The 5,114-nt window shown below is 75.0% G+C and carries 4 protein-coding genes; all 4 read left to right on the plus strand.

What is annotated here, in order from left to right:
- Positions 1 to 176 precede the first annotated feature (176 nt).
- The 4 genes from ACFCX4_RS34565 (at position 177) to ACFCX4_RS34580 (ending at position 5,022) form a co-directional block, all read left to right on the plus strand.
- Positions 177 to 1,535 (plus strand): TolB family protein, encoded by a 1,359-nt coding sequence (locus ACFCX4_RS34565; protein WP_376151157.1) that lies wholly within the window; start codon positions 177 to 179, stop codon positions 1,533 to 1,535.
- A 128-nt stretch (positions 1,536 to 1,663) separates the two neighbouring features.
- Positions 1,664 to 2,386 (plus strand): DUF981 family protein, encoded by a 723-nt coding sequence (locus ACFCX4_RS34570; RefSeq protein WP_376151159.1) that lies wholly within the window; start codon positions 1,664 to 1,666, stop codon positions 2,384 to 2,386.
- Between the two features lie 252 nt (positions 2,387 to 2,638).
- Entirely contained in the window at positions 2,639 to 3,994 is a 1,356-nt protein-coding gene (locus ACFCX4_RS34575) for a hemolysin family protein (RefSeq protein ID WP_376151161.1), read from the plus strand.
- Positions 3,991 to 5,022, plus strand: a complete 1,032-nt coding sequence (locus ACFCX4_RS34580) for a hemolysin family protein (protein WP_376151163.1) — start codon at positions 3,991 to 3,993, stop codon at positions 5,020 to 5,022. The genes ACFCX4_RS34575 and ACFCX4_RS34580 overlap by 4 nt, the downstream gene beginning before the upstream one ends.
- Positions 5,023 to 5,114 lie beyond the last annotated feature (92 nt).

The following is a 5,114-nucleotide window of genomic DNA, read 5'->3' on the forward strand; positions in this document are numbered from 1 at the left end:
CCCGCACGGGCCCGGGCCGCCCACCGGCACGACGGGCCGCGGCCGGCGGCCGGCCCGGGCGGTTCTCGGTCGGCCCCGTTGACCGCCGGCCCCGGGCGCGCTTGGCTCTTCTGCGGGCCCGCCGGCACGGGGAGCAGACGGCGGGCCGGACCGTTTCCAGGGGAGGACGCCTCACCATGCAACCGACGCACCGCACGCCCCGCCACCGCCACCGGTACCGCCGCCTCGTCCGGGCCGCCTGCGTGCTCGCGGTGGCCGCCGCCACCGCCGCCACGGCCGCCCCGGCGCAGGCCGCGCCGGTCTGGGGTCCCGTCACCCCGGTCGACGCCGCCGCGGACGGCGCCCGGGCGAACCAGCAGTCCCAGGGCTTCGGCCTCACCGCCGACGGCCGCCACGCGCTGTTCGGCTCGGCCGCGACCAACCTGGTGCCGGGCACCGGGGCCGTGCGCTACGGCCTGTACGTCCGTGACCTGCGGACCGGCCGCACCGAGCTGGCCAGCCGGGCCGACGACGGCACCCCGCTGGCCGAGGCCGACGAGCAGGGCGGGATCAGCGCCGACGGCCGCTACGTCGTCTTCTCCGCCGCCGTGAACGGCGTGTACGACGTCTACGTCCGCGACCGCGCCCGGGGCCGGACCCAGCGCCTCACCGACGGCACCGGGGCCACCGGCGGCACCGGCGACCCCGGCTCCTACCAGCCGGCGATCAGCGGCGACGGCCGGCGCGTCGTCTTCATGTCGTCCCGCGCCGACGTCGTGCCGGGTGCCCCCGTCGAGCCCGGCACCCGCAACGTCTACCTCGCCGACCGGGTCACCGGCGCCGTCCGCCTGGTCAGTGCCGGGGCGGACGGGCAGCCCGCCGACGGCCCCTCCGAGAACCCGGCCATCAGCGAGAACGGGCGGCGGATCGGCTTCAGCTCCAAGGCCGGCAACCTCCTCCCGGCGGCGCCCGGGGGCACTGCCGGCCTGTTCCGGCCGCGCGCCACCACCCTCTACGCCACCGACCCGGCCACCGGCGCGGTCGTCCTCGCCGGCCTCGCCGCGGACGGCACGGCGGGAGCCGCCGACTCGGTCCTGCGCTTCAGTCCCGACGGCCGCTACGCCGCCTACGGCCTCTTCGTGCCGCCCCTGCCGCACGGCAAGTCCCGCACCGAGCTCTTCGTCCACGACCTGCGGACCGGCCGGGTGCGGGCCGTCCGGACGTCCGCCGACCCGGCCGCGATCTGCTGGGCGAGCGAGACGGCGGCCATCACCGCCGACGACCGGTGGATCTACTTCTCCGGCGGCTGCTCCGCCACGGTCATTCCGGCCAGCCAGGCGACGTACGACCTCCAGCGCCAGGAACTCGCCACCGGCCGCACCGAGTTCATCGGCCCGGCCGGCGACGGCGCACCGCAGGACGGGGCCGCGGTCCGCCCGTTCGTGTCCGGCAACGGACGGACGGTGCTGTTCGACGACAGCAGCACCAACCTGTTCCCCGGCGACCCGAGCCCCTACGGCTGGCAGGTCTACGCCCGCACGCTCGGCCACCGGTGACCCGGGCCGGCGGGTCCGGCCGCCACGGCGGGCCCGCCGGCCGCACCCCTCGCCCGACCGGGTGAGAGCGGGGCCGGAACGACGGTGGCACGGGAAGCCGGAGCGGCACGGGTCCTTACGATCCGCACATGATCCAGCACGCACTGTCCCTCGCGGAGTCCGGCCTCAAGATCGACTGGGCCAGGATGCCGACGTACAACACGATCATGTCGGTGGCCGCCGGCGCCGGCCTGCTGCTGGTGGTCGCGCTCGGGTACCGGTTCCTGACCCCCGGTCCGATCGCCACCCTCGACGGGTGGGCGCTGGCGTTCAGCGCGCTCGGGTTCACCCTCGTCGTCACCGGCCTGCACATGACGCTGACCTGGCCGCTCGCCGGGCAGGGCTTCCCCTTCGACAACATCATCTTCGGCGAGCCCGCCCTGGCCTTCGGCGTCTTCCTGCTCGCCGCCGCCTTCTACCTCTGGAAACGCGGCGCCGAACTGCTCGGCGAGGAGCGGGTCGCCCTCACCGCCCGGATCGCCGCACCCATCTCGCTGTTCGTCTTCGGCATGGGGCTCGCCTGCTTCGGCATCGCCGCCGCGGGCTGGAAGTACACCCTCTTCGCCGCCCCGCCGGAGGAGCCGATCTCCGGCGAGTTCGCGGACTGGCCGTGGCTGGAGGCGAGCTTCATGTCCGGGCTGTACGTCCTGGTGGGCATCGGCGCGCTGCTCTTCCCCTACGCGCTGCGCCGCCCCGCGGGCTGGCCGGTCCGGGTCGTCGGGGTCGCGTGGGGCCTGGCCGGACTCGCCTTCCTGGTCTTCGGCGGACTCAACTACTTCACCCACATCGGGCTGATCGTCAACACCATGTGAGCCGCCGCGGGGGGTGCCGCGGGAGAGCTCTTACGCGACCTTGATTTGCCATTCCTTTACACTCGGGGGGTAAACGATCAACCCCGGCCACGAAGGAGTCGCGGACCCCGCGATGGATGAGCCCCCGAGTCCCCGTCCCACCCCCCGTCCCACCCCCCGTCCCACCTCACGTCCCGCCCCACGCAGCACCCGCCCCGCTCCCCGCCTCCCGGATCCCGTACGACCGGATCCGGCCCCGCCGGAGGTGACGCGATGACCGAGGTGCTCCTGCTGCTCCTGGCACTGCTGCTCACCGCCGCCTGCGCGCTGTTCGTCGCGGCCGAGTTCTCGCTGACCACCGTCGAGCGCGGCGCCCTCGAACAGGCCGTCGAGAACGGCGAACGCGGGGCCGCGGCCGCCCTCAAGGCCGTCAAACGCCTCACCTTCCAGCTCTCCGGCGCCCAGCTGGGCATCACGATCACCAGCCTGGTCATCGGCATGGTCGCCCAGCCCTCGGTGGCGGCGCTGCTGCGCGGCCCGCTGGAGGCCACCGGCCTGCCGAGCGGCGTCGCCGGAACCCTCTCGCTCGTCCTCGGCGTCGTGCTGTCGACCGTCGTGCTGATGGTCGCCGGCGAACTCGTGCCCAAGAACTGGGCGATCTCCCGGCCCCTGGCCGTGGCCAAGGCGGTGGCCGCCCCGCAGTACTGGTTCTCCGCCGCCTTCTCCCCGCTCATCGGCCACCTCAACAGCACCGCCAACCGCGTCGTGCGCCGCTTCGGCCTGGAGCCGGCCGAGCACCTGGCCTCCGCCCGGACGCCGCAGGAACTCGTCGCGCTCGCCCGGCACTCCGCCCGCGAGGGCGCCCTGGAGCCCGACACCGCGGAGCTGTTCATCCGCTCGCTCAACCTGCGCGAGCTGACCGCGGAGAACGTCATGAAGCCCCGGGTCGACGTGCGGGCCCTGGCGGAGCACGCCACCGCCGCCGACGTCGCCGCCCTCACCCGGGCCACCGGGCTGTCCCGCTTCCCCGTCTACCGGGAGACCCTCGACCAGGTGATCGGCACCGTCCACATCAAGGACGCCCTCACCGTACCCGCCGAGCAGCGGCCCGTGCGGCCGGTCGCGGCCCTGATGACCGCCCCGATGCTCGTCCCCGAGACGCTCACCGTCGACCGCCTGCTCGACCGGATGCGCGGCGAGGAGACCCTCGCGGTGGTCATCGACGAGTACGGCGGCACCGCCGGCATCGTCACCCTGGAGGACATCGTCGAGGAGGTCGTCGGCGAGGTCCGCGACGAGCACGACCCCGCCGAGACCCCCGACCTGGTCGACCTCGGCGTCGCCGACGACGGCCGGCACGTCTGGGACGCCGACGGCATCACCCGCACCGACCAGCTCGCGGCCCTCGGCCTGCCGGTGCCCGGCGGCCCGTACGAGACGCTGGCCGGCCTGATCGCCGACCGGCTCGGCCGGATCCCGGCGACCGGCGACACGGTCGGGGTGGAGGGCTGGACCCTGGAGGTCCGGGCCGTCGCCCACCACGTCGCCGAACGGGTGCGGATCACCGCCGCCGAGCCCCCGGCCGACGGGGACCGGAACGGCACCGAGGACGGCGAGGAGAACCGATGACCGCCCTGCAGCTGACCATCGGCCTGCTCACCATCGTGGCCAACGCCTTCTTCGTCGGCGGCGAGTTCGCCCTGATCTCGGTGCGCCGCAGCCAGATCGAGCCGCGCGCCGAGGCCGGCGACCGCCGCGCCCGCACCGTCATGTGGGGCCTGGAGCACGTCTCCGCCATGCTGGCCACCGCCCAGCTCGGCATCACCGTCTCCTCGCTGGTGCTCGGCATGGTCGCCGAGCCGGCCATCGCCCACCTGCTGGAGCCCCCGTTCCACGCCGTCGGCGTGCCCGAGGGCCTGATCCACCCGATCGCCTTCGTCGTCGCCCTGGCCGCGGCGACCTACCTGCACATGCTGCTGGGCGAGATGATCCCCAAGAACATCGCCCTGGCCGCGCCGGAGCGCGCGGCGCTGCTGCTGGTGCCGCCGCTGGTCGCCACCTGCCGGGCCGTGCGGCCGGTGGTCTTCTCGATCAACGGCTTCGCCAACCGGATCCTGCGGCTGCTCAGGGTGGAGCCGAAGGACGAGGTCGCCTCCGTCTTCACCGAGGACGAACTCGCCCGGATGGTCAAGGACTCCTCCGACGCCGAACTGCTCAGCGCGCAGGACACCGACCTGCTGCACGACGCGCTGGAGCTCGGCAGCCGTCCGGTCTCCGAGGTCGTCACCCCGTCCGGGCAGGTCGTCTTCGCCGGCCCGGGGACCACGCCGGCGGAACTGGAGCGGCTCGCCGCCCGGACCGGCTACTCGCGCTTCCCCGTCCTGGGGGAGGACGGCGCAGTGGCCGGGTACCTGCACATCAAGGACGCCCTGGAGCACGACGACGCCCGCGACCGGCCGTTCCCGGTCGGCACGCTGCGCCCGATCGCCCGGGTGCCCGGGTCGATGCCGCTGGACGACGTGCTGACGGCGATGCGCCGCTCCGGGACCCACCTGGCCGCCGCGGTCGCGGCGGACGGCACGGCGCTGGGTCTGGTCACCATGGAGGACGTGCTGAAGGAGCTGGTCCGCCCGGCTCCCGCGGCCGGCGCCCGCTGAGCCGCCGGGGGCCTGCGGTCCGGGCCCCCGGCCCCGGTGCCCGCCGGGACCTCGCGGCCCGCGCCGCCGGAGCCACCGCAGGGTGGTCAGGC

It is taken from the genome of Kitasatospora sp. NPDC056327 (assembly GCF_042261735.1).
Classification (GTDB): domain Bacteria; phylum Actinomycetota; class Actinomycetes; order Streptomycetales; family Streptomycetaceae; genus Kitasatospora.

Excerpts from the sequence above, each read along its gene's own strand:
- ACFCX4_RS34565 (WP_376151157.1), top strand. The coding sequence starts at position 177 with ATGCAACCGACGCACCGCACGCCCCGCCACCGCCACCGGTACCGCCGC.
- ACFCX4_RS34570 (WP_376151159.1), top strand. The coding sequence starts at position 1,664 with ATGATCCAGCACGCACTGTCCCTCGCGGAGTCCGGCCTCAAGATCGAC.
- ACFCX4_RS34575 (WP_376151161.1), top strand. The coding sequence starts at position 2,639 with ATGACCGAGGTGCTCCTGCTGCTCCTGGCACTGCTGCTCACCGCCGCC.
- ACFCX4_RS34580 (WP_376151163.1), top strand. The coding sequence starts at position 3,991 with ATGACCGCCCTGCAGCTGACCATCGGCCTGCTCACCATCGTGGCCAAC.